Annotated in this window: 17 protein-coding genes; 12 read left to right on the forward strand and 5 right to left on the reverse strand. The window is 37.4% G+C overall.

From position 1 onward, the window contains the following. The 6 genes from C7N65_RS06465 to C7N65_RS06490 all read left to right on the forward strand — a co-directional run. The coding region (locus tag C7N65_RS06465) for an LPXTG cell wall anchor domain-containing protein (RefSeq protein ID WP_158698106.1) at positions 1-1,556 on the forward strand (1,556 nt) is incomplete at its 5' end. A 242-nt stretch (positions 1,557-1,798) separates the two neighbouring features. Beyond that, entirely contained in the window at positions 1,799-2,185 is a 387-nt protein-coding gene (gene ygs / locus C7N65_RS06470) for a S1 domain-containing post-transcriptional regulator Ygs (protein WP_105993664.1), read from the forward strand. 175 nt (positions 2,186-2,360) lie between these two features. Further along, positions 2,361-3,488, forward strand: coding sequence for an NADH-dependent flavin oxidoreductase (locus tag C7N65_RS06475; protein ID WP_105993665.1), 1,128 nt, complete (start codon positions 2,361-2,363; stop codon positions 3,486-3,488). Positions 3,489-3,764: 276 nt separating this feature from the next. Then, entirely contained in the window at positions 3,765-5,309 is a 1,545-nt protein-coding gene (pruA, locus tag C7N65_RS06480) for an L-glutamate gamma-semialdehyde dehydrogenase (RefSeq protein ID WP_105993666.1), read from the forward strand. A 195-nt stretch (positions 5,310-5,504) separates the two neighbouring features. After that, on the forward strand, positions 5,505-6,695 hold the full coding sequence (locus C7N65_RS06485; RefSeq protein ID WP_105993667.1) for an ornithine--oxo-acid transaminase: 1,191 nt from the start codon (positions 5,505-5,507) through the stop codon (positions 6,693-6,695). Positions 6,696-6,804: 109 nt separating this feature from the next. Beyond that, entirely contained in the window at positions 6,805-8,049 is a 1,245-nt protein-coding gene (locus C7N65_RS06490) for a Glu/Leu/Phe/Val family dehydrogenase (protein WP_105993668.1), read from the forward strand. A gap of 450 nt (positions 8,050-8,499) precedes the next feature. Here C7N65_RS06490 and argH read toward each other — a convergent pair whose 3' ends face one another. Then, positions 8,500-9,873 carry an argininosuccinate lyase gene (gene argH / locus C7N65_RS06495; protein ID WP_105993669.1) on the reverse strand — a complete coding sequence of 458 codons (1,374 nt, stop codon included), beginning with the start codon at positions 9,871-9,873 and terminating at the stop codon, positions 8,500-8,502. Beyond that, complete coding sequence (locus C7N65_RS06500) at positions 9,863-11,068, reverse strand: argininosuccinate synthase (protein WP_105993670.1); 1,206 nt, start codon at positions 11,066-11,068, stop codon at positions 9,863-9,865. Before C7N65_RS06500 ends, argH begins: the two co-directional genes overlap by 11 nt. A gap of 337 nt (positions 11,069-11,405) precedes the next feature. Here C7N65_RS06500 and C7N65_RS06510 point away from each other — a divergent pair, with 337 nt between their 5' ends. From C7N65_RS06510 to C7N65_RS06535, 6 genes are all read left to right on the forward strand, one after another. After that, positions 11,406-12,737 (forward strand): glucose-6-phosphate isomerase, encoded by a 1,332-nt coding sequence (locus C7N65_RS06510; RefSeq protein WP_105993672.1) that lies wholly within the window; start codon positions 11,406-11,408, stop codon positions 12,735-12,737. 120 nt (positions 12,738-12,857) lie between these two features. Beyond that, positions 12,858-13,382, forward strand: a complete 525-nt coding sequence (gene lepB / locus C7N65_RS06515) for a signal peptidase I (RefSeq protein WP_105993673.1) — start codon at positions 12,858-12,860, stop codon at positions 13,380-13,382. A gap of 16 nt (positions 13,383-13,398) precedes the next feature. After that, positions 13,399-13,965 carry a signal peptidase I gene (gene lepB, locus C7N65_RS06520; protein ID WP_105993674.1) on the forward strand — a complete coding sequence of 189 codons (567 nt, stop codon included), beginning with the start codon at positions 13,399-13,401 and terminating at the stop codon, positions 13,963-13,965. A gap of 126 nt (positions 13,966-14,091) precedes the next feature. After that, positions 14,092-17,562 carry a helicase-exonuclease AddAB subunit AddB gene (gene addB / locus C7N65_RS06525; protein ID WP_105993675.1) on the forward strand — a complete coding sequence of 1,157 codons (3,471 nt, stop codon included), beginning with the start codon at positions 14,092-14,094 and terminating at the stop codon, positions 17,560-17,562. Next, positions 17,559-21,218: a helicase-exonuclease AddAB subunit AddA gene (gene addA, locus C7N65_RS06530; protein WP_105993676.1), complete on the forward strand. Its 3,660-nt coding sequence runs from the start codon at positions 17,559-17,561 to the stop codon at positions 21,216-21,218. Before addB ends, addA begins: the two co-directional genes overlap by 4 nt. Positions 21,219-21,394: 176 nt before the next feature. Further along, on the forward strand, positions 21,395-22,306 hold the full coding sequence (locus C7N65_RS06535) for a fumarylacetoacetate hydrolase family protein (protein ID WP_105993677.1): 912 nt from the start codon (positions 21,395-21,397) through the stop codon (positions 22,304-22,306). 152 nt (positions 22,307-22,458) lie between these two features. On the opposite strand, the gene C7N65_RS06540 is transcribed toward C7N65_RS06535, so the two are convergent. The 3 genes from C7N65_RS06540 to C7N65_RS06550 form a co-directional block, all read right to left on the reverse strand. Further along, positions 22,459-22,854: a YisL family protein gene (locus tag C7N65_RS06540; RefSeq protein WP_105993678.1), complete on the reverse strand. Its 396-nt coding sequence runs from the start codon at positions 22,852-22,854 to the stop codon at positions 22,459-22,461. A gap of 151 nt (positions 22,855-23,005) precedes the next feature. Beyond that, entirely contained in the window at positions 23,006-24,328 is a 1,323-nt protein-coding gene (locus C7N65_RS06545; protein ID WP_105993679.1) for a CoA-disulfide reductase, read from the reverse strand. Positions 24,329-24,442: 114 nt separating this feature from the next. Further along, positions 24,443-25,288 carry a Cof-type HAD-IIB family hydrolase gene (locus tag C7N65_RS06550; RefSeq protein ID WP_105993680.1) on the reverse strand — a complete coding sequence of 282 codons (846 nt, stop codon included), beginning with the start codon at positions 25,286-25,288 and terminating at the stop codon, positions 24,443-24,445. Positions 25,289-25,313 lie beyond the last annotated feature (25 nt).

Here is a 25,313-nt window from a genome sequence, read left to right on the forward strand (position 1 = left end):
TAGATAAAGCAGACGCAATAAATGCAGCTTTGGATGCATTGAAAGCAGAATTAGCTAAGGTAGCCCAATTAGACAAAGATGCGTACACATCAAATAGTGTGAAACCATTAGCTGAAGCAGAAACAGCAGGCAAAGCAATTGTAGCTGCACCAGATGCTAAGACAGTAGAAGAAATCGAAGCAGCAACACAAGCATTAAAAGATGCGGAAGCAGGATTAGTTGCGAAAGCAAATAAAGATGCATTAAATACAGCAATCACAGCAGCCGAAGGCTTAACATTAAATCCTTCAGATGCGGAAGATAAAGCGGTCCAAGATGCATTAGCAAAAGCAAAAGCTGTACATGCAGATCCAAATGCGACACAAGCAGAAGTAGATGCGGCAAAAGATGCATTGAACAAAGCAATTGAAGCGAAAGCAGCGCAAGATAAAGCAGACGCAATAAATGCGGCGCTTGATGCACTAAAAGCAGAACTTGAAAAAGTTGATCGCTTAGATAGAGATGCGTACACACCAGATAGTGTTTTACCATTAGATGACGCAGAAGAAGCAGGATATGCTGTTGTTGAAGCATCAGAAAGTAAAACAGTAGAAGAAATTGAAGCAGCAACACAGGCATTGAAAGATGCAGAAGCTGGTTTAGTAGAACAAGCAAATAAACATGTACTAGAAACGTTGATCGACTATGCGGAATGCCTAGAATTAGATCCGACAGATGCTGAAGATAAAGCAGTTCTAGCTGCATTAGCAACTGCAGAAACAGTAGATGCAGATCCGAATGCGGTTCAAGCTGCAGTGGATGGCTCAACTTATGCGTTAGATAAAGCAATTGAGGCAAAAGATGCACAAGATAAAGCTGATGCATTAGCTGAATTAGAAAAAGCAATTGAAGAAGCACAAACAATTGAATCTTCTAATTGCCCAGAAGAAACAGCAGAAGTGTTAGATAATCAAGTGAAAGTCGGTCAATCAATTATTGAACAGCCAAATCATCAACCAATTCAAACAATTGAAGAGGCTGCGAAAGATATTTGCGATACTTTAGAAGTATTAGGCTCAAAAGCACCTGATAATACTAAAGTTACTGTTCCAACGAAAGATAACACAACTGTGGGCAAAGAAACTAAAGACAACACTGGAGAAGTTAACCCAACAATTGTTGAAAATACTACTTCACAAGTTAAATCAAATGATGACCAAACTCATCTTAAAGTTCCACAACAACCAAAAGTATCACAAACAACTGTTGAAACAGAATCAAATACTAAATCAAAAGTAAATACTGAAACAAAAGTAAACACTGAGACAAACGTAAACGCTGAAACAAAAGCGAATGATACTGTAAAAGCAGATGTAAAAGCAAAAGCACCATCAAAAGCAACAACAAAAGCTGGTTCAAAATCAGCACCAAAAGCTGGAAAAGCCAAAGTATTGCCAAATACTGGTGAAAATACTTCAAACAGCGGTGCATTATTCGGTGGATTATTTGCAGCACTTGGATCAGTACTATTGTTCAGAAAACGTAAAAATGAAGATAAAGATCATACAGAAAAATAAAATTGCGTTAATGAATCATAAAGAATATTAAGCACAATAAGCACTCCTGAGTTGAATTGAACATTCGACTTGGGAGTGTTTGCTTTTTGATGTGAATACGAATGAGAAGGACATCATATCGCGTGCAATTTGTGCTATTAATCTGAAAAATTGTAAATAATATACCGTAACGGTTAGTGACGCTCTTTAATTTATGCTATGATGTTATTGTTAGAAATAATACGAATTAAGGGGTTATTAAGTTGAATAATCACTATAAATCAGGACAGCATGTGAAAGTAAAAGTGACTGGTATTCAACCTTATGGCGCATTTGTAGAAACCCCTGACAACACTGAAGGACTCATTCACATATCAGAGATTATGAATGACTATGTCCATAATTTAAGTCGTTTCTTATCTGAAGGACAAGTTGTGAAGGCTAAAATATTATCCATTGATGAAGAAGGCAAACTCAATTTGTCGCTGAAGGATAATGACTATTTTAAGAATTATGAACGTAAGAAAGAGAAAAAATCTGTTTTGGATGAGATCAAAGAAATTGAAAAATACGGGTTTCAAACATTGGAAGAACGTTTACCGGTTTGGATTGCGCAGTCTAAGAAAATGATTAGAGAGAATAAGCTTTAATCTTATACGAGGTCAGTATACGACATTTAATGGTGATGTGGTATGCTGGCCTATTGTTTTGTTCTAGGGTCTGTAGTGGTACAAAGTTAATGACACAATGAGCAATTTTTTTCTGGAATAATTCCGAGTACTGTACAATGTTTTAATAGAAAGAGAAAGAGGAGGAAACACGACTATGGATAAGAAATATGAACCATTGTTTTCACCATATACATTGCCAAACGGAGTAGAAATCCGCAATCGTTTCGTACTTGCACCCCTTACACATATTTCATCAAATGATGATGGTACGATTGCAGATGTTGAATTACCATATATGGAAAAACGTTCGAAAGATGTCGGTATTAGTATCAGTGCAGCTAGTAATGTGACAGATATTGGGAAAGCATTCCCTGGACAACCTTCAGTTGCACATGATTCTGATATACCTGGTTTAAAACGTTTAGCACAAGCGATGAAGAAAAATGGTGCGAAAGCACTTGTACAAATTCATCATGGCGGGGCACAAGCGTTAGATAACTTAACACCTAATGGAGATGTTGTAGCGCCGAGCCCAATTACCCTTAAAAGTTTTGGCCAGCAACAAGAACATGATGCACGTGAAATTACACCAGAAGAAATTGAAAAGACAATCAAAGCATTCGGCGAAGCGACACGTCGCGTAATCGAAGCGGGCTTTGATGGTGTCGAAATCCATGGTGCCAACCATTATTTAATCCACCAATTCGTTTCACGTCATTATAATCGACGCAATGATGAATGGGCAGATCCGTATAAATACCCGCTTGCAGTTGTAGATGAAGTAGTGAACACTGTAAAACAATATGGTAATAAAGACTTTATCATCGGCTATCGTTTCTCACCAGAGGATGCTGAAGCGGATGGTATCAAAATGGAGCAAACAAAAGAATTGCTTGGTTACTTATCTGATAAACCGTTGGATTATCTGCATGCTTCATTATTTACGATTCATTCAGAAACAAGAGAAGGCAAGTATCAAGGCCAAGAACGTATACGTTTGATTCATGAATGGATCGGCGGTAAAGTACCGTTAATCGGTATCGGTTCAATCTTTAATGCAGATGAAGCATTATCCGCATTTGAAACAGGGGTTGAATTTATCGCATTAGGCCGTGAGCTTTTATTAGAACCGCGTTTTGTTGAAAAAATCAAAGAAGGACGTACAGATGAAATCATTTCTTACTTTGACTCAAAACGTGAAGATAAGCATGAATTGCCGCCGAATTTATGGGAACAATTCAACAAAGGATTTTACCCGCTGCCTAAAAAAGGCGAGCACTAAAAATAAAATTTTTCAGTGAGCATTATATAAAAATAAACCATTTGATGGACACAATATATATTAAAAATGAGACTGCACGTATATTTTCGTGTGGTCTTTTTTAATTTTAGTGTAGATTCTACATATCGCACAACGACAGTAGATGAGCAATCACACTATTAAAAATTTTCACAATTTTGAAGATTTTCCTTTTACATAGCCTGAATTTTATGTAATTATAAGAAATGTAAGGGCTTTCTTAAACCATTTTTAATATTAAACAAAGGGGGATTAAAAATGATTCCGTACAAACATGAACCATTTACAGATTTTTCAAAAGCAGAAAATAGAGAGGCTTATGAAAAAGCACTCAAAAAAGTCGAAGAAGACTTAGGCAAAGAGTATCCACTCATTATTAATGGTGAACGTATCTATACTGACGACAAGGTGAGATCATTCAACCCGTCAAATAGAGAAGAGACAATCGGATATGTTTCTAAAGCAAACAAAGAACATGCAGAAAAAGCTTTAGAAGCAGCAAAAGAAGCATTTAAAACTTGGCGTACAGTTCCGCCTGAAGTAAGAGCAGACATCTTATTCAGAGCAGCAGCAATTACACGCCGCCGCAAACACGAGTTCTCAGCAACACTTACAAAAGAAGGCGGTAAGCCATGGAAAGAAGCAGACGCAGATACTGCAGAAGCAATTGACTTCATGGAATACTACGGCCGCCAAATGTTAGAACTTAAAGACGGCAAACCTGTCAACTCTCGTCCAGGCGAATATAACCAATTTGATTATTTACCAATCGGTGTATCAGTTGTAATTTCACCTTGGAACTTCGCTTATGCGATTATGGCAGGTACTACAGTAGCACCTGTAGTTACAGGGAACACAGTATTATTAAAACCTTCATCAAATACACCAGTGATTTCATATAAATTTATGGAAGTATTAGAAGAAGCAGGACTTCCAAAAGGGGTAGTTAACTGGATTCCTGGTGATTCTAGCGATATCGGCGACTTCTTAGTAGAAAATAAAGATGTTGGCTTGATTTCATTCACTGGTTCTAAAAATGTCGGTACAAGCATTATGCAGAAAGCTTCAAAAATCCAAGAAGGTCAAAATCACTTAAAACGTGTCATTGCTGAAATGGGCGGTAAAGATACGATTGTAGTAGATAGCGAAGCAGACTTGGATGTAGCGACAGATGCGATTGTTAATTCAGCATTCGGCTTCTCAGGCCAAAAATGCTCAGCATGCTCTCGTGTTATCGCAGTTGAAGATGTTTATGATGAATTATTAGAACGTGTTCAAAAAGCGACAGAACAATTAACTGTCGGCGATGCTTCTAGTTACGATAACTACATGGGACCTGTTATCGATGACAAAGCATTGAAGAAAATCAAAAAATACTTGAAGATTGGTGAAGATGAAGGCCGCTTAGTTACAGGCGGTAAAGTGGATGATGAAGTAGGGAACTTCGTTTATCCGACAGTCTTTGCAGATTTAGCTTATGACAGCCGTGTGATGCAAGAAGAAATCTTCGGACCAGTAGTCGGCTTCAGCAAAGCAAAAGACTTTGACCAAGCCATCGACTATGCGAATGCGACTGAGTATGGTTTAACTGGCGGTGTTATCTCTAATAACCGTATGAAATTAGAACAAGCACGCCGCGACTTTATGGTCGGCAACCTTTACTTCAACCGCGGTTGCACAGGTGCAGTCGTAGGTTATCAACCATTCGGCGGCTTCAAAATGTCAGGTACAGACTCTAAAGCAGGCGGCCCAGATTATCTAGTACTTCACTTGCAAGGCCGTACAGTATCTGAACACCTATAAGATAACAAGCGCCAATCGAATAAAGCAGGATTTTAAATGAATAAGGAAATCACATTATAGCTTTCATCATTAAGATGAGAGGTATCTATAATGTGATTTTTTTCAAAGTTATTTTATATTGGAACACAATAGAATTGAATCACATTCATCACATATAAATATAAAGAAAAAAGCGTTTATAAGGAGGAATAATTTATGACAAGATCAGAAGATATCATTAAAAAAACAGAACACTATGGGGCACGCAACTACACACCACTTCCAATTGTCATTTCAGAGGCTGACGGTATTTGGGTTAAAGATCCAGAAGGTAATAAATACATGGACATGTTAGCAGCTTATTCAGCAGTCAACCAAGGACATCGTCATCCTAAAATTATTCAAGCGTTAAAAGATCAAGCAGATAAAGTGACTTTAGTTTCTCGTGCTTTCAACAGTGACAATTTAGGGGACTGGTATGAGAAAGTCAGCGAATTAACTGGTAAAGAAAAAATCTTACCGATGAATACAGGCGCTGAAGCTGTTGAGACTGCAGTTAAAGCAGCACGTCGCTGGTCTTATGATGTTAAGGGGATTGACCCGGATAAAGCAGAAATTATCGCATTTAACGGCAACTTCCACGGACGTACGATGGCACCTGTGTCATTATCATCTGAAGCGGAATATCAACGCGGTTATGGTCCATTATTAGAAGGATTCAAAAAAGTTGATTTCGGTGATGAAGCCGCATTAAAAGATGCGATTAATGAAAACACAGCAGCTATTTTAGTAGAGCCGATTCAAGGTGAAGCGGGTATTAACGTTCCGCCGGAAGGCTATTTGAAAACAATCCGCGAATTAGCTGATGAGCATAATATCTTATTCATCGCAGATGAAATTCAATCAGGCTTAGGCCGTTCAGGTAAAATGTTTGCGACAGATTGGGATGGCGTGAAACCAGATGTTTATATCTTAGGTAAAGCTTTAGGCGGCGGTGTTTTACCAATTTCAGCAGTAGCAGCTGACCATGAAGTGTTAGATGTCTTCACACCAGGCTCTCATGGTTCTACATTCGGCGGTAATCCTTTAGCAGCTGCAGTGTCAATTGCGGCATTGGATGTATTAGTTGATGAAGATTTAGCGGGACGTTCACAAGAGTTAGGCGAATATTTCCAAGAAGAATTGAGAAAAATCGATCATCCAGCGATTGAAGAAGTACGCGGACGCGGGTTATTCATCGGTTTACAATTAAATGAAAGTGCACGCCCATATGCTGAAGCGTTGAAAGAAGAAGGCTTACTATGTAAAGAAACGCATGATACAGTGATTCGTTTTGCGCCTCCGCTTGTTATTTCTAAAGAAGAAATCGATGACGCATTAGAAAGAATCAAGAAGGTATTCAGCTAAGTTCAAAAAGTTGTAACAAAAGGATTGAAAACACTTTAAAAAGGTTGCGCTTATGTTACAATACAAATGAAAGCGAAATCATTGTTAGGAAAAAGAGGCGAGAAGGATTATGACTGAGAACAATAATTTAGTGACATCGACACAACAAATTATTAAAGAAGCATTGCATAAATTAGGTTTTGATGACGGCATGTACGATCTTGTGAAAGAACCATTACGATTTTTAGAAGTTCGTATTCCAGTAAGAATGGATGACGGTACGGTTAAAACATTTACTGGTTACCGTGCGCAACATAATGATGCAGTTGGACCTACTAAAGGCGGAGTACGTTTCCACCCGAATGTCAATGTAGATGAAGTTAAAGCATTATCAATGTGGATGACAATGAAATGCGGTATCGTTGACTTACCATACGGTGGCGGTAAAGGCGGTATCATCTGTGACCCGCGTCAAATGAGTATTCATGAAGTTGAACGTTTATCACGTGGTTATGTTCGTGCAATTTCACAAATTGTTGGGCCTTCTAAAGATATTCCAGCACCAGACGTTATGACGAACTCACAAATCATGGCGTGGATGATGGATGAGTACAGTGCATTAGATAAATTCAACTCTCCTGGATTTATCACTGGTAAACCAATTGTACTTGGCGGTTCAGAAGGACGCGACCGTTCAACAGCACTTGGTGTTGTAATTGCGATTGAACAAGCTGCGAAACTTAAAGATCTTGACCTTAACGGTGCAAGAATTGTAATTCAAGGTTTCGGTAACGCAGGTAGTTTCTTAGCGAAATTCTTATTTGATAAAGGTGCTAAAATCGTTGGTATCTCTGACGCATACGGTGCATTATCTGACCCAGAAGGTTTAGATATCGATTACCTATTAGATCGCAGAGACAGCTTCGGTACAGTTACAAACTTATTCGAAGAAACAATCTCTAACAAAGAATTATTCGAATTAGATTGTGATATCTTAATCCCAGCTGCAATTGAAAACCAAATCACTAAAGATAACGCACCAAACATTAAAGCGGATATCTTAGTAGAAGCGGCAAACGGACCAACTACACTTGAAGCAACACGCATTTTACACGAGCGCGGCGTATTATTAGTACCAGACGTACTTGCAAGTGCCGGCGGTGTAACAGTATCTTACTTCGAGTGGGTACAAAACAACCAAGGTTACTACTGGTCAGAAGAAGAAGTAAACAAAAAAATGCGCGACAAATTAGTCACAGCATTTAACGATATTTATGAATTAGCACAAAACCGTAAAATCGATATGCGTTTAGCCGCATACATCGTAGGTATCAAACGTACTGCAGAAGCTGCACGTTACCGCGGTTGGGCATAAGTCAATAATGAGTTATATTATTTAGAGAAAAGAGTCGACAATGTCGGCTCTTTTTGTCTCTTTGTAACTAATAAAGGTTTGAGAAAAATTGATGATTGCATTTATATTTTGGCTAAGTAACCGCAACAAATAATAAGGCGATCTAGCTACACCAAAAAATCCCCTTACTACGGCGATTAGTGAGGGGATTGGTGTTTCTATGGAATACTCTTTGTTAATTGAAATATAACACTAGAGTGTAGTGATTTGCAAAGAAATAATAGCACTGAATCATTAACCATCATTGAAACCACACTTATTCAAACCTTGTCACAAATTACTTTAGATAAGGTTAAAGCAGACATTGTGGCACAATATCGTTTAGAGGATTTAAGACAATGGATTAAGCACTCTATATAACGTAAAACAGCCGAACCTCACATTCGTGTGAAATTCGGCTGTGTTTTTGTATTAGAGTAAAGTTTTTGCGACTTCGATTTGATGACGTACTGCATCTTGTCCTGTCGAACCATAGCTTTTTCTGCGTTTTAAGCAGTTTTCTGGTTTGAGGTAACTATAAATCGTGTCATCGATTTTTGATGAGAATGATTGATATTGTTCAAGCGGTACATCAAGTAAGTAGCAATCGTGCTGGATACACCAGTATACGATTTGTCCTACGATTGCATGTGCCTCTCTGAAAGGTACGTCTTTTTCAACGAGATAGTCCGCAAGTTCTGTCGCATTTGAGAAGTCGTTATGAACTGTTTCGTTTAAACGATCTGTATTAACGGTCATACTCGCTAACATGCCTTCAAAGATGCGCAGTGAACCTGTAACAGTATGGACTGCATCGAATAAGCCTTCTTTATCTTCTTGCATGTCTTTGTTATAAGCTAGAGGCAAACCTTTTAATGTCATTAACATACTGACAAGATGACCTGTTGTACGGCCTGTTTTGCCTCTGATAAGTTCTGCCATATCCGGGTTCTTTTTCTGCGGCATAATCGATGAACCTGTTGAAAATGAATCGGATAAGGTAATGAATTTAGCTTCATCAGTTGACCAGAAAATAATTTCTTCAGAGAAACGTGATAAATGAATCATTACGAGTGAAATGGCATTTAAAGTTTCTACGATATAATCACGATCACTGACTGCATCTAAACTGTTTTCATACAGCGATGCAAAGTCTAATAATTCTTGTGTTTTCTTACGATCAATCGGATGTGTTGTCCCGCTGAGTGCTGCAGCACCTAATGGATTGATATCAATACGTTTTAATGCATCTTCAAAACGATTTTTATCACGTTCTAACATCCAGAAGTAAGTCATGACGTGATGTGCGAATGAAATCGGCTGTGCACGCTGTAAATGCGTATAGCCGGGCATGATTGTATCTACATGTTTATCTGCCAAATGTACAATTGTTTCTTGAAGCGAATGAATTAATGCGATGATTTCTTTTACGGCTTTCTTCGTATAAAGGTGCATATCAGTCGCAACTTGGTCATTACGGCTGCGGCCTGTATGCAGTTTACCGCCGACAGGGCCGATACGTTCGATTAATTCATGTTCAATATTTAAATGAATATCTTCTAATGCTTCTGTAAATTCAACTTTACCATCATGGTAGTCTTGTTGGATGTCCTGGAGTCCCTTAATAATGGTGTCGCTTTCTTTGGAAGTGAGGATACCTTGTTTAGCAAGCATTGTCGCATGTGCAATACTTCCTTGAATATCTTCATCTATTAATAGATGGTCGAAATGAATAGATGCGTTAAACGCATCTACCCATTCTTCTGGTTCCGATTGGAAACGACCGCCCCAGGCTTTATTGCTCATTAGAATAACCCCCATGCAACATAGAATTGACTTCAGTAGGCAAGCCGTAGATTTCAATGAATCCTACCGCTGCTTCTTGATTGAATGCATCTTCTTTTGTATAAGTCGCAAGTTTTTCATTATATAAAGAGTAAGGTGATTTTCTTCCGTTAACGACTGCATTGCCTTTGAACAATTTCACACGTACTTCCCCAGTGACATGTGCTTGTGTAGAATCGATAAATACTTTTAATGAGTCAGTTAAAGGTGAGAACCATAAACCATTGTATGTTTGTTCTGCAAATTGTTTTTCGATAACTGGTTTAAAGTGTGCAACATCTTTAGTTAAAGTGATTGTTTCTAAAGCTTTATGTGCTTTAAGGATCACTTCAGCGCCAGGTGTTTCATATACTTCACGAGATTTAATTCCGACTAATCTGTTTTCAACATGGTCGATACGTCCGATACCATGTTTGCCGGCTAAATCATTTAAATACAAAATCAAATCATCTAATGGATACGCTTTGCCATCGATTTCTACTGGAATACCTTTTTCAAACTTCAAAACGATTTCATCAGGTGTATCGGGTGTATCTTCAATTTCGCGTGTTAAATCAAATGCATCTTTCGGCGGCGCTGCATACGGATCTTCTAAAATACCGCATTCGTTTGCGCGACCCCATAAGTTTTGGTCGATAGAATAAGGTGAGTCATGGTTGATTGGTACTGGAATATTATTTTTAATTGCATAATCGATTTCTTCTTCACGACTCCAACCCCATGAACGTACCGGTGCAAATACTTTCAATTCTGGGTTCAACGCTTTGATGGCTACTTCAAAACGTACTTGGTCGTTACCTTTACCAGTACAGCCATGTGCAATACCAACTGCATTTGTTTTTTCTGCGATTTCGACTAATTTTTTAGAGATTAATGGACGAGATAATGCTGAAACGACTGGATAAGTATTTTCATACATTAAATTACCTTTAATAGCATAAGCTACATACTCGTCACTGAATTCTTTAGTAGCATCAATGATATAGCATTCAACTGCGCCCATATCTAATGCTTTTTGATAAACAACATCTAAATCTTTTCCTTCTCCTACGTCTAAACAGCAAGCAACAACATCGTAACCTTTATCGATCAGCCACTTAACTGCCACACTTGTATCTAATCCGCCTGAATAGGCTAATACGATTTTATCCTTCATAATTTATACACCTCGTTAGAATAGTTTGAATTTTTTAACATGTTATTATCATAGCAGATTGAAGATGAGAAATAAACCATTATTTTACATAAATATACAGAAATATGAAATCTCAAACATTCATGTTCCTGCAATGGCGGGCTTATGCAATATTATATGCACATACCATAAAATATCAGAAAAGGCTTTAAATCAGGAAAAGTACGAGATTTTTGTAAAAAATGGCGATTTTTTCACAAATCCAGTCGAGGTTGAAAAATCATAGACAGTTTTATTGAATGTGTTGTCAGAAATTTAGTAAAATATGAGTGAAATCAAAAAGCAGGAGGCAGTTCAAATGACACATATTGAGCTAGACTATAGCAAAGCTTTAAAATTCGTTGACGAACATGAGTTAACGCAACAACAAGAAATCGTTAAAACAATCCACCGTGTAATTCATGAAGGTACTGGTGCAGGTAATGACTTTTTAGGATGGTTAGACCTTCCGGTAGATTATGATAAAGAAGAATTCTCACGTATCTTAGAAGCAGCTAAACGTATTAAAGAACATTCAGATGTTTTAGTTGTAGTAGGTATCGGCGGTTCTTATTTAGGTGCACGTGCCGCAATTGAAATGTTGACATCATCATTCAGAACAAGTGATGAATATCCTGAAATTGTCTTTGCGGGCAACCACTTATCATCATCTTATTTACATGACTTAATCGAATACTTAGACGGTAAAGATTATTCAGTCAATGTTATTTCTAAATCTGGTACAACTACTGAACCAGCTGTTGCTTTCCGTCTCTTCAAACAATTATTAGAAGATAAATACGGTAAAGAAGAAGCAAAACAACGTATCTTTGCGACAACTGATAAAGCAAAAGGTGCTTTGAAACAACTTGCGACAAATGAAGGCTATGAAACATTTATAGTACCTGATGATGTCGGCGGTCGTTATTCAGTATTAACAGCTGTAGGTTTATTACCGATTGCGGCTGCAGGTATTGATATTAAAGCTATGATGGACGGTGCCGCTAAAGCACGCGAAGAACTTTCTTCTGATCAATTAGAAGACAATATTGCATACCAATATGCGACATTGCGTAATATCTTATATGCAAAAGGTTACACAACTGAAATGTTGATCAACTATGAACCATCATTGCAATACTTCAATGAATGGTGGAAACAATTATACGGCGAATCTGAAGGTAAAGACTTCAAAGGAATTTATCCTTCAAGTGCTAACTACACAACTGACTTGCACTCATTAGGACAATATGTTCAAGAAGGCCGTCGTTTCTTATTTGAAACAGTTGTGAAAGTCGACAATCCTAAACACGATATTACTATCGAAAAAGACGCAGATGATTTAGATGGATTGAACTATCTTGCTGGCAAAACAATTGATGAAGTAAATACAAAAGCATTCCAAGGTACTTTACTTGCACATACTGACGGCGAAGTGCCGAACTTAGTAGTTAAAATCCCTCGTATCGATGCGGAAACATTCGGCTATGTCGTTTACTTCTTCGAATTAGCTTGTGCAATGAGCGGTTACCAATTAGGTGTGAACCCATTCAACCAACCAGGTGTAGAAGCATATAAACAAAATATGTTCGCATTACTTGGCAAACCTGGTTATGAAGATAAAAAACAAGAATTAGAAGAACGTCTATAATACTTCATACTATCAACTCCCATTTTACTTTTAAGTAGAGTGGGAGCTTTTTTAGATTTTGAAAATAATTAAATTCCCTCTATAATAGTAGTAATCCAATGAATAGGTTAGGAGATAATAGTGAGGAAAATTGTAAAATATTTGCTTTCCGTGATAATTGCGATTATTATTGTAATGTTGATTCAAGCGTTTATCATAATTGGTGCAGTTGTACAGACTGATAATATGGCACCCGAACTTAACAAAGATGACCGTATATTAGTAAGTAAAGTACAAGCGGCTTTCAACCAAATACATAGTAGCGATGTCATCATGTATCACCATAACGGGCATACATATTTTGGCCGTGTTATAGGTACACCAGGAGAGTCGGTTGAATATAAAGCTGGTCAGCTCTATCGTGATGATCAACTTGTAAAAGAACGTTATGATATTAAAAATCCGATTCAAAATTTAGCATTACGCGATTTAAAACATTCTGAAGGAGATATCTTAGCACCTAAACATTATCTTGTGCTGAACGATAATCGTGCGCAGCAAGAAGATTCCAGACAGTTTGGGACGATACACCAAAAAGATATCATAGGCAAAGTCGCCTTGAGATATTATCCTTTCCAGCAATTCAAAATTTCATTTAACGAATAATAGAGGTGTTGATACAGTGAAAAAGGAAGTCATTGAGTGGATTACCGCCATAGCGATAGCTTTGGTATTAATCTTTATCATTAATAGTTTTGTCGCAAAATCTTATACAGTCCGCGGAGATTCTATGCATCCTACACTAAAAGACGGAGAAAAAGTCATTGTTAATGTCATCGGCTTTAAAATGGGCGGACTTGAAAAAGGCAATGTGATTGTATTCCACGCAGATAAAAATGCAGACTATGTTAAACGTGTCATCGGAACACCAGGCGACAGTGTAGAATATAAACATGACGTACTTTATGTAAACGGCAAAAAAGTAAAAGAACCTTACTTAGATTATAATCAAAAACATAAAAGCTATAATGAAATCACAGGTAGTTTCCAAGTGAAAAACCTGCCGAATGCGAATGGTTCGAATAAAATACCAAAAGGCAAACTGTTAGTACTTGGAGATAACCGTGAAGTAAGTAAAGACAGCCGTTCATTCGGTTTAATCGATAACGAACAAGTTGTCGGTAAAGTCAGCTTGCGTTACTGGCCATTCACCGCATTCAAAGTGAATTTCAACCCAGAACAAAACTAAATTAAGAGATAGATTTTTTGAGAGTTGCTGCGAAATGTAGCAGCTCTTTTTTTAAATTTCATTGACGATAGGCTATGGATATATAATGGGATATGAGCTACAATATTTTTCGAAGAGGTGAGAAAAGTGACTGTATTAAACGCATATATAGGTAGGGCTGGTACAGGAAAGTCGCATGCGATGTTAAGTGAAATCAAACAAAAGATGAAACAAGATCCATTAGGCGATCCGATTATCATTATTGCCCCTACACAAAGTACATTCCAAATCGAACAAGATTTTGTAAAAGACCCAGAATTAAACGGCAGCCTTAGAACAGAAGTCCTTCACTTTGAACGTTTAAGTCATAGAATTTTCCAAGAAATCGGCGGTTTAACAGAAGATTATGTTTCAAAAGGTGCCATGGAAATGATGGTATTTGATATTTTGCAAAACCATCGCAAAGAATTGAATCTCTATCAATCTCAAGTGAAATATTATGGATTCAGTTCAAAGCTGACTGAACAAATTCAAGATTTTAAGAAATATGCTGTAAGTCCTGAACAGTTAGAGGATTTTATTTCTGAAAATCAGTTACAGCCGCGCACGCAAGATAAGCTGCATGATATTGCATTAGTATACCGTTATTTAGAAGCACGATTAGCAGATGATTTTGTATCATCTGAAGATACGCTTTATAAATTTGTAGAACAAATGGGCAAATCTAAATGGTTGAAACGTGCAGAGATTTATATAGACGGTTTCCATAACTTTTCAACGTTAGAATATCTCATGATAGAAGCATTAGCCAAACATGCAAAATCTGTCAGTGTATTATTAACGACGAACGGAGATAAAGATCCATTTAGTTTATTCAGAAAATCATCATCTGTCTTAACACATTTAGAAGAGATTGCACAGAAATTAGACACGACAGTTAATTTACGACAATTCACTACAAAATACCGTTTCGATAATGCAGACTTAAGCCACTTAGAAAGCAATTTTAATGAACTCTTTATCGATAAAGTACCAAATAAGGGTCATGTAAATATTCTTGAAGCTTCGAATGTACGTGAAGAAGTTAATGCGGTCGCACGTGATATTATCCGCAAAGCACGAGAAGAAAATATTCGTTATCAAGATGTCGCAATTTTATATCGTGATGAAGCTTATGCACATTTGATGGAGAGTGTGCTGCCTGAATATGATATTCCGTTTAATATCGATACGAAGCAATCGATGACACATCATCCTGTGATGGAAATGATTCGTTCTTTAATCGAAGTCATTGAAACAAAATGGAGTTTTGAACCGCTGATGCGCTTGTTCAAGACACAAGTATTAACACAAAAATTTAAAGACAGCCGTTACTTAACAGATATCCTGGAAAATTATGTGCTTGAAAGAGGAATATACGGTCAGCGCTGGATAGATGACGGTTACTTTAAAATTGAGCAATTTAATCAAATGGGCTTAAAACGTCAACCTATGACAGAAGAGACAGAAGCGGTGTATCAGCGTGTGATTGAATTGAAAGACTTTGTCATGAAACATATCCTCAAATTTGAACAAGCATTAAGCGAAGCTGAAACAGCAGTCGAATTTGCGGCAGCATTTTATGAAGTCTTCGAATCCTTTGAGTTGCCGAGTCAATTGATGACTGAACGCGATGAATTGGATTTAGCCGGCAAGCATCAGCAAGCTGAAGAACTTGATCAAGTATGGAACGGTTTCATTCAAACACTTGATGATTTGGCTACAGTGTTCGGCAACGCTGAGATGACACAAAAACGTTTCTTAGAACTCTTTGATGTTGGATTAGAACAATTAGAGTTTGTGATGATTCCGCAAACATTGGACCAAGTCGCAATCGGTACAATGGATTTAGCTAAAGTCGACAACAAAGAACATGTCTATATGCTTGGCATGAATGACGGTGTGATGCCGCAAGCCATTTCAAGTTCAGGACTCATCAGCGATGAAGAAAAGAAATATTTCCAAGAAGAAACACAAGTAGAATTAAGCCCGACTGCAGATGTGCTGCAAATGGATGAAGCATTTGTTTGTTATATCGCGATGACACGTGCTAAACAATATGTCACTTTCTCATACAGCTTAATGGGCATGAACAACGATGATAAAGAAGTCAGTCCATTTATCCAGTCAATTCAAGAACTCTATACAAATTTAGAAGTTGAAAATATCCATTACAGTGCACAGCAAAATCCATTAACTTTAATGGAACATCCACACCAAACAAAAATCAATTTATTCGAAGAACTGCAAAGCTGGTTGCATCATGAGCTGACTGCAGATGCATGGTTAGATACATACCAAGCCATGGCAAACAATGACCGTTTATCAAAAGGACTTTACTATCTGACATCAGCACTGACTTATGATAATAAAACGGTACAACTGAGTCAGGATCAATCCAAAGCATTATATGGTGATACAATCAATGCCAGTGTGTCACGCTTTGAAGGTTATCAGAATTGTCCATTCAAACATTATACTTCACATGGACTCAGACTGAATGAGCGTACGAAATATAAATTAGAGAACTTCGACTTAGGAGATATCTTCCACTCTGTCTTAAAATACATTGCGGAAAAAATTGACGGCGACTTTAAAAATTTGACTGATAAAGCAATCAAAGCACTGACACAAGAAGCCTTAGAAAGTATCTTGCCGACAGTACAATATAACTTATTGAATTCTTCTGCGTATTATCGTTTTATGTCATATCGTATCGGTGCCATTGTTCAATCGACACTTACAGCGTTGAAATATCAAGGAAGTTTTTCTAAATTCAAGCCGCAAGCGTTTGAAAAATCATTCAGAAGAAAACCTAAAACACCAGATCAGCTTGAGGCACAAGCACTTTATACGACACAAGGCATTCCGATTAATGTGCGCGGACAAATCGATAGAATTGATACGTACACACACCAAGACCGAAGCTTTGTGAATATTATCGACTATAAGTCTTCGGCTTACAGCGGAACATTGGATTTGAAAAAAGTGTATTACGGATTGCAGATGCAGATGATGACTTATATGGATGTCGTCTTGCAAAATAAACAACGCTTAGCGTTATCAGACCAAACTGAACCTGGCGGTTTACTTTATTTCCATGTGCATGAACCGCGTGTTAAATTTGCGAACTGGGCAAGCATTGATGAAGACGAAAGAGAAAAAGAATTATTGAAATCTTATCAATTAAGCGGGCTGATTAATAGCGACCCGGATGTATTGAATGCGGAAGATACACGATTAGAACCTTCTTTCAAGTCTGATATTGTGCCGATTAATATGCTTAAAAGCGGCGGCTTAGGCAAAAATAATCCGGTTGCAGATACGAAAACAATCTATAAGTTTATCGAACATAATAAAAAGAACTTCACACAAATTGCATCAGATATCATGGATGGGCATACTGAAGTCGCACCGATGAAATATGATAAAAAGCTGCCTTGTGATTTCTGCAACTACAAATCAGTGTGTCATGTCGACGGCATGATTGACAGCAAGCGTTATCGTACAGTAGATGAAAAGATTAATCCAATTGAATTGTTACGACTAGAATCAGATGAAGAGGAGGATGAAGCATGATACCGAAAAAACCAGAGGGTGTAATGTGGACAGATGGACAATGGAAAAGTATTTATGCTTCAGGACAAGATACACTGGTAGCTGCAGCGGCAGGTTCTGGTAAGACTGCAGTACTCGTTGAGCGCATCATTCAACGTATTTTGAAAGATAAAATAGATGTGGACCGCTTGCTTGTTGTGACGTTTACAAATGCTAGTGCGCGCGAAATGAAACATAGGGTAGAAAAGCGTATTACAGAAGCTTCATTAGAAGATCCAAGCAATGCGCATCTGAAAAATCAACGTGTTAAAATTCATCAAGCGCAAATTTCAACGTTACACAGCTTTTTTTTGAAATTAATTCAGCAGAATTATGATGTTTTAGATATCGATCCGAATTTCAGAACTAGCAGTGAAGCAGAGAATATCTTATTGCTGGAACAAACAATTGATGAAGTGCTTGAAGATTATTATGCATCACTTGATCCTGCTTTCATTGATTTGACTGAACATCTTTCATCAGATAGAAGCGATGATGCATTCAGAAGTATTATCAAAAGTATGTATTACTTCTCAGTCGCTAACCCGAATCCGATGCAGTGGCTGGCTGCATTAGCACAACCTTATGAAGATGAAGCGGTACAAGAGGAATATCTGCAGTTGTTGACAGAGCTTGCAGGTGTATTTATGCAGACAGCATTAGAAAATATTAATAAAAGTTACGACCTTTATAGTGAACTTGCGCTTGTAGATAAGCAACTTGCAGTGGTAGAAGGAGAACGTACCTTTATGCAGCGTGCAATGGAAGACGGGCTGCTTAATACCGAAGTCATCAGAAATCATCAATTTGAAAAAAGATTCCCAAGTGCCGTTAAAAAAATTAAAGAGGCCAACGAAGGATATGAGGCAGACCTTGAAAGTGCCAAAGGATATTATGATGACTATAAAGCTGCAGTGCAAAAAGTGCAGCAAGAATATTTCTCTCGCTCAGCTGAAGACTTAAAAGCAGATATGCAGCGCTTAGCACCTAGAGTAAAAGTGCTGGCAAATATTACACAAGATGTAATCAATAAGTTTGGTGAGAAAAAGCGCAGCCGCAATATCTTGGATTTCTCAGACTATGAACATTTTGCATTGAAGATTTTAATGGATGAAACAGGTCATCCGACTGAACTTGCACAACATTACAGAGACCGTTTTGATGAGATTTTAGTCGATGAATATCAAGATACCAACCGTGTTCAAGAACAAATCTTAAGTTGTATCAAACGCGGCGATGAAACGAACGGCAATCTCTTTATGGTAGGGGACGTAAAACAATCAATTTACAAATTCAGACAAGCAGATCCAAGCTTGTTTATTGAAAAATATAATCGTTTCTTAGCAGACGGAAGTACAGGTATGCGTATTGATTTATCACAAAACTTCCGTTCAAGACCTGAAGTACTTTCAACTACGAACTATATATTCAAACACATGATGGATGAATCAGTAGGTGAAATTGTATATGACGAAGCGGCACAGCTTTATTTCGGTGCACCGTTTGATGAACAACCGCATCCGCTGCATTTAAATGTCTTGGTAGAAGATGAAGGCTCTGAATTAACCGGCACTCAACAAGAAGCAGAATATATTGCGAATCAAGTTGAAACGATATTAAATCATCATGAAGTATATGATACGAAGACGAAGACTTACCGCAAGCCGACATATAAAGATATTGTGATTTTAGAACGTGCTTATAGTCATGCCAGAGAATTACAACAGGCATTTAAAGATAGAGATATTCCTTTTCATGTAAATAGCAAGGAAGGTTATTTTGAACAAACTGAAGTCAGATTGGTACTTTCATTCTTAAGAACAGTAGACAATCCGCTGCAAGATATTTATTTGGTCGGATTGATGCGTTCAGTGATTTATCAGTTTACTGAAGATGAATTAGCGCATATTCGTATATTGAGTCCTAATGACGACTATTTCTATCAATCCATTCAGCACTATATTCAACACGAATCAGCAGATGCAAAACTGGTTGAAAAACTGCAAGACTTTTTGAAGGATTTAGCATTCTATCAAGATTTCAGTTTAAAACATCCTGTATATCAATTAATCGATCGCTTCTATAATGATCGTTTTGTGATTCAATATTTCAGTGGATTAATCGGTGGAAAAGGGCGTCGTGCTAATTTATACGGCTTGTTTAACAAAGCAGTTGAGTTTGAAAAATCCAGCTTTAGAGGGTTATTCCAATTCATACGTTTTATCGATGAATTAATCGAAAGAAAACAAGACTTCGGTGAAGAAAATATTGTTGGACCAAATGATGATGTGGTCAGAATGATGACCATTCATGCTAGTAAAGGTTTAGAGTTTCCATTTGTCATCTATTCTGGATTAACAACTAAGTTTAATAAGCAAGATTTAAGCAAGTCTGTCATACTTAATCAAAAATACGGTGCTGGCTTGAATTATTTTGACACAGAAAAAGACATTGTCTATCCATCTTTAGCATCGACAGCATTAAAAGCAATTAATGAAAATGAATTAATTTCCGAGGAAATGCGTTTAATGTATGTTGCTTTAACACGTGCAAAAGAACAGCTCTTCTTAATAGGACGTGTGAAAGATGAAAAAGCATTGGAGAAATTAGAAAAAGCACCGATTTCAAACAATATGCTGCAAATGAGTTATCGTTTGAGTGCACCTAATCCATTCAATTTGATTTATCCTATTTTGTCTAAATACCAATCTTCAAGTATTACGAACGATTTGAAGTTTGAAAATAATATTGAAACGGTAGAGGCATCGATTCGACCTTCCGTCGAAACGCACATTGATTATTATGATGATATCAAAGCAGATATAGCGGACAATACAGAAGAAGATTACCGCACAGTAGCGGATATTCAAAACCATCAAACTGAACAGCCGAAACTTCAGCAGCAGATTGAAACACAGCTTGCATTCGAGTATCCGTATCAAAAAGATATGGTGAAACCGACAAAACAATCTGTGTCAGAGTTAAAACGACAGCTTGAAACTGAAGAAAGCGGGACAAGTTATGAACGTGTGCGCCAATACAGATTAGGGGCATCCACTTATGAACGTCCGCAATTCTTGCGTCAGCATCAAAAACGAAAAGCTAATGAAATCGGTACGTTGATGCATACTGTAATGCAGCATCTGCCGTTTAAAACAGAGCGGTTAACAGAAGCGGAGCTGGATGCATATATAGACGGACTAGTTCAGCAGAATATTATAGAAGATGATGCTAAAGCAGATATTAGAGTAAGTGAAGTCATGGGCTTTATCAATAGTAATTTGTATCTGAAAATTGCACAAAGTGATCAAGTGATGCGTGAAGTGCCGTTTGTGGTCAATCAAAGCGAAGTCGACCAAAATATGGATCCAAATGAAGGGGTATCCATTATTCAAGGGATGATTGACTTGATTTATCGCGAAGGTGATCAATACTACTTTGTAGATTACAAAACAGATGCTTTCCACCAAAGATTAGGTGTGTCTGATGAAGAAATGGGTCAGCAATTAAAAGACCGTTATAAAGTACAAATGCACTATTATCGCGCAGCTTTAGAAACAATTTTGAATACAAAAGTGAAAGGTTATTTATACTTCTTCAAATTTGGTACGTTATCACTCGATGACTCAAACCATTAAGGAATTATAGATAGGGTAGAGATAATTAAAGGGAAATTGGTATACGCTATTAGCCAAAGTACCATAAAGTTTGATTATCTCTACTTTTTATTTGAGAGAATTAATGAAATATTTGTTATTTTTCTGAAAATAAAGTTATAATGTAAGTTAAGATTGAGATGAGGAGCTGATATTGAATGAAATTCTTGTCATTCAAACATAATGATGAAACATCTTATGGTGTAAAAGTAAAACGTGAAGAAGCAGCTTGGGATTTAAGAAAAGTATTCGCTGATTTTGGCGAAGGCGACTTCCATCCTAAGACATTATTAGAAGGTTTAGAACAAAACCATACATTAGATTTCCAAGAACAAGTGCGTAAAGCAGTTGTTGCAGCAACAGATAGTCCGAACTCTGAAGACTATAAAGTACAATTTGCGGATGTAGAATTTTTACCGCCGGTTACTCCGCCGAATAATGTCATTGCTTTTGGCCGTAACTATAAAGAACATGCAGATGAGTTGAATCATAGTGTTGAAAGACTTTATGTCTTCACTAAAGCAGCATCATCTTTAACTGGTGATGAATCAACAATTCCAAACCATAAAGATATTACAGATACACTTGATTACGAAGGTGAATTAGGCGTTGTAATCGGTAAATCTGGAGAGAAAATTCCTAAAGGTCTAGCATTAGACTATGTATACGGCTATACAATCATTAACGATATTACAGACCGTACAGCACAACGCCAGCAAGACCAAGCATTCTTATCTAAAAGTTTAACTGGCGGCTGCCCAATGGGTCCTTATATCGTCACAAAAGATGAATTGCCGACACCTGAAGACGTAAACATTGTGACTAAAGTCAACAATGATATCCGTCAAGACGGCAATACAAGTCAAATGATCTTGAAAATTGATGAATTAATTGCTGAGATTTCAAAATTCGTCGCATTGCACCCTGGTGATATTATCGCAACAGGTACACCATCTGGTGTAGGTGCAGGCATGAATCCTCCGCAATATTTACAACCAGGTGATGAAGTGAAAGTGACAATCGATAATATCGGTACATTAACAAACTTTATCGCAAAAGAAGAAGAATAAAATATAAATTACCTTTTCATCAAGCTGTTTGAAGCAGCAGATGATTAAAAGCAGCAAGTTGAATGCAGCAGAAAACTGTATTCGGCTTGCTGCTTTATTTTTTGTGTCGACATAAAAAAACTCACCACATAATTGTGATGAGTTCCCAATGCTTATTGGCCAATACCAAACATACTTGAGATTGGACCTTCAGGCAAGATAATACCTAATGCCATAGTAATAATAATTAAGACAATAACACCCCAGAAAAGTCCGTTATGTGATTGACCGCGTTGTTTGCGGATTAATGTTGTTTCCATTAATGCCACAACTGCAACACCGCATACCATTTTCAATGTTAATAACATGTGTGCGCTTCCTGTCGCTGTCGCAAATTCTACAACAATTTGCCAAACACCGCTGAATAAAATCAGTAATAGGAATAAGCGTAATGTCATGTGTAATGGTTTGTAAGCTTTTTTAGGGGCACCTGAAGATGTAAAACTTAAATATGCTGCGATAAATAAAATAATACCGATGACCCAACTGAAAATGTGTAAATGTAACATGTATTTTCCCCATTTCTTCGATATTCCGTATTCATCATAACATACATACAGTGCTTGATTATAATTATTATAATGTTCTTAATGTTGGATTTTGTATAGAATGTTAAAAATGACCGGTTTCACGTTATTTTTTAATACAAATTTTTAAAAATTATTTTGATTGTGCTTTATAACCTATGATATTAATAATGTCTTTTGGCGAACTGTACGGCGGTGCATAGGCAGGTTCGAATTCAGTCAGCTCATCAATTGTAAGTTGATTTTGCATTGCCATGGATAATACATCAATACGTTTATCTGCACCAGCTTTGCCGACAGCAGCTGCTCTTAAAATACGGCGTGATCCTTTTTCAAAGTAAACACGCAAGTGGATACGTTCAGCACCTGGGAAATAACCGGCATGGCTGAGCTGTTCGTTTTCTACCATTTCATAATCAAATTGTTCTAAGTCATCAGGTGTGACACCGACACTTGTCAGTGTGTAATCAAAGAATTTTACAGCGTTTGAACCTAGGAAGCCTTTGAAAGGCGGTGCTGTTTGGTGTGCAATATGCTGAGAAACAATACTTGCGCCGCGATGGGCACCCCAAGCTAATGCGACACGTGTCGGCAAATCGACATGACGATAGTAATAAGATGCAATATCTCCTATAGCATAAATATCTTCATAATTCGTTTGGAAATATTCATTAACTGGAATATAGCCATCCGCGTTACGTGTTATATCAGTGTCTTCAAAGAACTCAGTGTTCGGCAGAATACCTAAGCCTTCAATAATCATATCGAAATCTTCTGCATTGCCAGATTTGAAGTGTACAGTTTTTCCCTCTACTTTATCGATTTCTTCGTTAAGACGATAATCGATATTACGTTCATCCATCGCATCAAAGATGACATGATTCATATCTTGATCCATCAATTTGTTTACTTTTTCTGAGCGATGAATCAATACTGTTTCTAAACCATTGATATGCAAGTTTTCAAGTACTTCTAATGAAATATAGCCGGCACCTACGATTAAGACTTTCTTCACCTCATGATGCTTGATAAATTGATCAATTGCATCTGTGTCTTCTAAGTTACGCAATGTGAAAGCCATATCAGTATCAAGCGGTAAGCGGTTTGCACGGCATCCGGGACTTAAAATTAATTTGTCATAACTATCTTCAAATGTTTCGCCTGACGTTCTGTTTTTTACTGTAACGGTTTTATTTTGCGGGTTGACACCGATGACTTCGTGATAGACGTGAGCGTCAATATCTTTTTTGGCTTTAACGTCTTCTGGTGTATAATTTAAAAGTTCGTCGCGCGAGTGAACAATACCTCCTAAATAATAGGGGAGACCGCAGTTTGCGAAAGTGACGTCTCTATCCTTTTCATACACGGTAATTTTAAAGTCGGAATTTAATCTGCGTAATTGGCTGGCCGCTGTAGCACCGCCAGCTACACCGCCTACAATGATAATGTGTGTCATTATATAACCTCCATGAAAGATATGATTGTATAAAAAAACAAGGTTTGATGCGAAGTGTGTGATGAAAATACGAATGTTACACTTGCAAACCTTGAATAAGTTAAAATCTATAAATTAGTAAGAATGCACATTGGCATTGGATTGATAAGGAATATTGAGACTGAAAAAGTCATTTAAATAACGTCCGATACCGTCATTGTTATTAGAGTATGTCACTTCATTTGCGATATATTTCAGCTCGTTCAAGCCGTTTTCCATCGCAATACCGTGTTTGGCATACTTAATCATTTCAGTATCGTTATCTTCATCACCGAAAGCGATAATGTGGTTACGGTCGACACCGAGTACTTCTGTCACACTATCAATACCTCTTGCTTTGCTTATACCCCGTTTTACGATTTCGATAACAGGGAAAGGTGCGCCCCAGCGGCGGTGTTCGATACTTTCAGCATAGAAGCGTGATAACATTTGTTTTACTCTCGGAATCATATGTTCATCAGCTTCAATCAAGATTGAAGTCGGTGCTTCATTCAACTGGCTGACAATATCGCCTGTTTCGATTTTCGGATTCCCCATCGAGAAACCTTCAAATAGGTGTTCATCATATGTATCGATAAACACATGGTCTTTAACTTCAGCGATAATATTTTTAACTTGCATCGTACGTAACGATTCAATAATGCTTGAAGCTAAATCAGGATCCAAAGTTTCATGAGTGATTGGGAAATCTGAATCTGTCGGATTATGCACAAATGCGCCGTTGAAATTGACAATCGGTGTTGTCAATCCTAATTGGTCATAATAAGGACGGCTGGCTCTGAAAGGTCTGCCTGTCGCAATCATAATATGATGACCTTGTGCTTTGAGTGTTTGTAAAACTTTAAATGTATAAGGTGAGATGTTTTTCTCGTCATTCAATAATGTTCCGTCTAAATCCAAACAAATTAAATAAGGTTCCATAATATATTCTCCTTAATGCTAAGTT

This window comes from Staphylococcus simulans (genome assembly GCF_002994445.1).
GTDB lineage: Bacteria > Bacillota > Bacilli > Staphylococcales > Staphylococcaceae > Staphylococcus > Staphylococcus simulans_B.

What these genes read in the sequence shown, in the direction of transcription:
- C7N65_RS06475 (WP_105993665.1), top strand. Translation starts at nt 2,361, where the DNA reads ATGGATAAGAAATATGAACCATTGTTTTCACCATATACATTGCCAAAC.
- C7N65_RS06490 (WP_105993668.1), top strand. Translation starts at nt 6,805, where the DNA reads ATGACTGAGAACAATAATTTAGTGACATCGACACAACAAATTATTAAA.
- C7N65_RS06500 (WP_105993670.1), bottom strand. Translation starts at nt 11,068, where the DNA reads ATGAAGGATAAAATCGTATTAGCCTATTCAGGCGGATTAGATACAAGT.
- C7N65_RS06540 (WP_105993678.1), bottom strand. Translation starts at nt 22,854, where the DNA reads ATGTTACATTTACACATTTTCAGTTGGGTCATCGGTATTATTTTATTT.
- pruA (WP_105993666.1), top strand. Translation starts at nt 3,765, where the DNA reads ATGATTCCGTACAAACATGAACCATTTACAGATTTTTCAAAAGCAGAA.
- C7N65_RS06510 (WP_105993672.1), top strand. Translation starts at nt 11,406, where the DNA reads ATGACACATATTGAGCTAGACTATAGCAAAGCTTTAAAATTCGTTGAC.
- argH (WP_105993669.1), bottom strand. Translation starts at nt 9,873, where the DNA reads ATGAGCAATAAAGCCTGGGGCGGTCGTTTCCAATCGGAACCAGAAGAA.
- addA (WP_105993676.1), top strand. Translation starts at nt 17,559, where the DNA reads ATGATACCGAAAAAACCAGAGGGTGTAATGTGGACAGATGGACAATGG.
- C7N65_RS06550 (WP_105993680.1), bottom strand. Translation starts at nt 25,288, where the DNA reads ATGGAACCTTATTTAATTTGTTTGGATTTAGACGGAACATTATTGAAT.
- C7N65_RS06535 (WP_105993677.1), top strand. Translation starts at nt 21,395, where the DNA reads ATGAAATTCTTGTCATTCAAACATAATGATGAAACATCTTATGGTGTA.
- C7N65_RS06485 (WP_105993667.1), top strand. Translation starts at nt 5,505, where the DNA reads ATGACAAGATCAGAAGATATCATTAAAAAAACAGAACACTATGGGGCA.
- C7N65_RS06545 (WP_105993679.1), bottom strand. Translation starts at nt 24,328, where the DNA reads ATGACACACATTATCATTGTAGGCGGTGTAGCTGGCGGTGCTACAGCG.